Below are 3,658 nucleotides of genomic sequence, written 5' to 3'. Positions count from 1 at the left end.
GAGTGCGGTCGACAGCGTGGTATTGGGACCCGGCGAGAAACTCATCGCCGTGGCCAACACCAGCAGCGCAGTGAATTCTTGCCAGTTCATGGGACACACTTTAAACTGATGACCATTACAGTACCGGTACAGAATGTCGAACATGGGGCGTGTCTGTATCGGTCCGTGCATCGACACAGAAACCCCGGCGCGCATGCTGACACGAACTTCCACCCAATCGCTGACGGCGCAACTTGCCGACCGATTCGCCGAGCGCATCCGCGACCGCCTGCTGGCGCCGGGCGCGCGCCTGCCTTCGGTGCGCGAGTGCGCGCGCCAGCAGGGCGTGAGCCCGCATACGGTGGTCGCGGCCTATGACCAATTGCTCGCCCAGGGCCTGGTCGAGGCACGTCGCCAACGAGGCTTCTATGTGCGCGACTCGGGCGCGGCCGGCGCCCCGGAGCCTGCGAGCACGCGTTCGGCACCGGCCCAGGCGCCCGTGCAACTCGTGGCGGCCGATGCCAGCACCCTGATCCGGGGCATGTTCCATCGGCCGAGCGACAAGCCCCAGCCCGGCATGGGCGTCTTCCCGCCCGACTGGCTGGAGTCGACCTTCATGCCGGCGGCGGTGCGCCGCGTCACCGGCACCAAGGCATTGCAGGAATTCTCGCTGCAGTACGGCGAGCCGGCCGGGGACGGCGGCCTGCGCCGCAGCCTGTCCGGCAAGCTGGCCAGCATCAACGTCCCGGCCGCACCGGACCAGATCGTGACCACGATCGGCGCCACCCACGCGCTCGACATCGTGAGCCGCACCCTGCTGCGGGCCGGCGACCCCGTGATGGTCGAGGAGCCGGGCTGGGCGCTCGAGTTCGCGCGGCTCGAGGCGCTCGGGATGCGCATCCTGCCGGTGCCGCGCAAGGCCGACGGCCCCGACCTGGAGGTGATGGAGCGCTACTGCACCGCCGGCGAGGGCCTCAAGCCCAAGCTGTTCGTGAGCGTGAGCGTGCTGCACAACCCGACCGGCTACAGCCTCACGCCGGGCAGCGCGCATCGCGTGCTGCAGCTCGCCAACCGGCATGACTTCCATATCGTCGAGGACGACACCTACAGCCATCTCGCGCCCGAGCATGCAACCCGGCTCAGCGCGCTCGACGGCCTGCAGCGCACCATCTACGTCAGCGGCTTCGCCAAGATCCTGGCGCCCAACTGGCGCATCGGCTTCCTCGCGGCCTCGCCGGCGCTGGTCGGCCGCCTGCTCGAGACCAAGCTGCTCGCGACCCTGACCTCGCCCGCGCTGTTCGAGCGCGCGCTCGCCTGGTGCATCGACCAGGGGCAGCTGCGCCGGCATGCGGATCGGGTCCGCGTCAGGCTCGATGGCGCGCGCGGCCGCACCGTCAAGCTCGCATTGGCTGCCGGCTGCACGCTGGCCTCGGAGCCGGCCGGACTGTTCGGCTGGGTCGACACCGGCGTCGACACMGACGCGCTGACCCAGCGCATGCTCGACGAGGGCTACCTGCTGGCACCGGGCTCGCTGTTCCATGCCAGGCGGCCGCCGACCACGCTGATGCGAATCAACTTCGCCACCGCGCAGGACGCGACCTTCTGGAAGGTGTTCGCGCGGGTCAGGGACAAGATCTGACGCGCTGCGGCTTCAGAGCAGCTTGTCGGGCGCCAGCGGGCCGAACAGCCTGAGCAGCAGCCGCAGGCCGGCGCTGGTGTCGGGCTCGGTGGTGGCGTCTTCGAGCTGGCTGCCTTCGGGCGCGCGCCAGACCAGATGGCCCTCGTTCAGCTCGACATGCCAGGCGCCTTCGCGCAGCGCCGCTTCGATCCGGTCGGCGGCGATGCCCGAGAGCGCATCGCTGCGCACCAGCACGGCGATCTCGGTGTTCTGCCACTGCGATCGCAGGTCGAGGTTCATCGATCCGACCACCAGGAACCGGCGGTCCATCACCAGCACCTTCGAATGCAGCATCGAGCGAGACTCGCCGGCAAGGTTGCTGCCCGAGTCGCCGAAGGCGCTGCCCAGGCCGGCCTGTTCGCTTCGCAACTCGTAGAGCTCGACGCCCATGGCGAGCAATGCCTCGCGGTGCCGCGCATAGCCCACGTGGGCCACGGGGGCGTCGTTCGAGGCCAGCGAATTCGTCAGGACCCGAACCCGGACACCGCGCGCCCGGGCCGCGGCGAAGGCCTGCTTCATGTCGGGCCCCGGCACGAAATAGGGCGAGATGACCAACAGGTCGCGTCGTGCCTGCCCGATCCATTGCAGCAGCCCCTCGACCACCGTGTCGCCGGTGGCTGCCGCGTTGGCCGCCGCGTCGAGCGTGCCGGCGCCCGACGCGCGTCGAGCGCGACCGGCGCGCTGCGTCACGGTCAGCCCCGGGTCCTTGACCGTGCCGGCATCGGGGCTCCCGCCGTCAGGCGCAATCTTGGCCGGCTTGTCCGCCAGCACGACGGCCGGTGCCCAGACGAGCGCMGCGGCACCCAGGTCCATCGGCTTTTCGTCCCAGGCGCGCGCGCGCGGTTCGCCTTCGGGCGCAGATGAGGTCCCGTACGTGGCCTGCCGATCCTGCTTCCCCGCGCCGGCGGCGCCCGCCTGGTCGCGGATCCTGTCGAGTTCCTTCGGCGTCACCAGCGACTGCACCGGGTAGGCGCGATCGCTGTTCCAGTAGGTGTCGAAGCTGCGCGAGAGATCCTGCACGAGCGGCCCTGCCACCAGCAGGTCGAGATCGATGAAATTGCTCCTGCTGTCCTTGCCGAAGTAGGCGTCCCCCAGGTTGCGCCCGCCGGACACGGCCATCGCGTTGTCGGCGATGAACAGCTTGTTGTGCATGCGCTGCTGCAGGCGCGATGCGTCGTCGAGCGCGTTGAAGGCCCGGCCCAGGGTCGACCCGCGGGCCCCCGCGAGCGGATTGAACATCCGCATCTCGACATTGGGCACGAAGGCCATGCGCATCACCAGGGCGTCGCGTCCTGTGCTGTGGAGGTCGTCGAGCAGGATCCGCACGCGCACGCCGCGTCCTGCGGCGTCACGCACGGCGGCGAGCAGGCGGGCGGTGCTGGCGTCGGCATGGATCGCGTAGTACTGGAGATCCAGCGTCTTCTGCGCCGCTTCGGCCAGCGCCAGCCTGCTGCCGTAGGCGGCCTGCGGGCCGTCGAGCAGCAGGAAGCCGGACTCGAAGCGCGCGCTGGCGGCCTGGCGGCGTTGCCGCACGAGATCGGCGAGTGGCGTGCCCGCGGGAGAGTCCAGCGCCGAGGAGGCCGGCCGCTCGACATTCGCAGGCAGTTCCGCGCAGGCGCCCAGGCACAGGGCGAAGGCCAGCACCCCACCGAGGCGGCGCAGCAGGGCCGTAGGTCGCCCGCGGGCGTGAGGGGAGGCCATGCGGCGAGGGAGAGGCCYGGACAGCGGCATATATATAGATATAGCGCGCCGTGGACTTGCCCCACGTCAGACAAGAACCCCGTTAGCGCGCGGCCCCCAGCGCTTCCCAGCGCTCCAGCGCGGCCATCAGCTCGTCGTCGATGCGGGCATGGCGCTCGCCGAGCTCAGCCGCCCGGGAGGCGTCGCTCGCGTAGATGGCGCCGCCGTCGAGCTCGAGCGCTTCCGTGATCCGCTTCTGTTCTTCTTCCAGCTCGGCGATTTGTGCCGGCAGGGTTTCGAGTTCGCGCTGCTCCTTGTAGC

Annotated in this window: 3 protein-coding genes and 1 pseudogene; 1 reads left to right on the top strand and 3 read right to left on the bottom strand. The window is 70.1% G+C overall.

All coding sequences use genetic code 11. The annotated features are described in order from the left end of the window. Window positions 1-90: pseudogene (locus AC1D2K_RS31820) on the bottom strand (LysE family translocator); the annotation flags it as partial. Window positions 91-193: 103 nt separating this feature from the next. On the opposite strand from AC1D2K_RS31820, the gene AC1D2K_RS31815 reads away from it, so the two are divergent. Next, on the top strand, window positions 194-1,618 hold the full coding sequence (locus AC1D2K_RS31815; RefSeq protein ID WP_478094068.1) for an aminotransferase-like domain-containing protein: 1,425 nt from the start codon (window positions 194-196) through the stop codon (window positions 1,616-1,618). A 12-nt stretch (window positions 1,619-1,630) separates the two neighbouring features. On the opposite strand, the gene AC1D2K_RS31810 is transcribed toward AC1D2K_RS31815, so the two are convergent. Together AC1D2K_RS31810 and AC1D2K_RS31805 are read right to left on the bottom strand one after the other, a co-directional pair. Continuing rightward, on the bottom strand, window positions 1,631-3,358 hold the full coding sequence (locus tag AC1D2K_RS31810) for a phospholipase D family protein (protein WP_478094067.1): 1,728 nt from the start codon (window positions 3,356-3,358) through the stop codon (window positions 1,631-1,633). Between the two features lie 82 nt (window positions 3,359-3,440). Further along, window positions 3,441-3,658: ABC transporter C-terminal domain-containing protein (locus tag AC1D2K_RS31805; RefSeq protein WP_478094066.1), on the bottom strand; the 218-nt coding region annotated here is incomplete at its 5' end.

It is taken from the genome of Variovorax sp. P1_H12_2 (assembly GCF_056405335.1).
The sequence above is the reverse complement of the archived record's forward strand: the minus strand, read 5'-3'. Positions and strand labels throughout refer to the sequence as shown.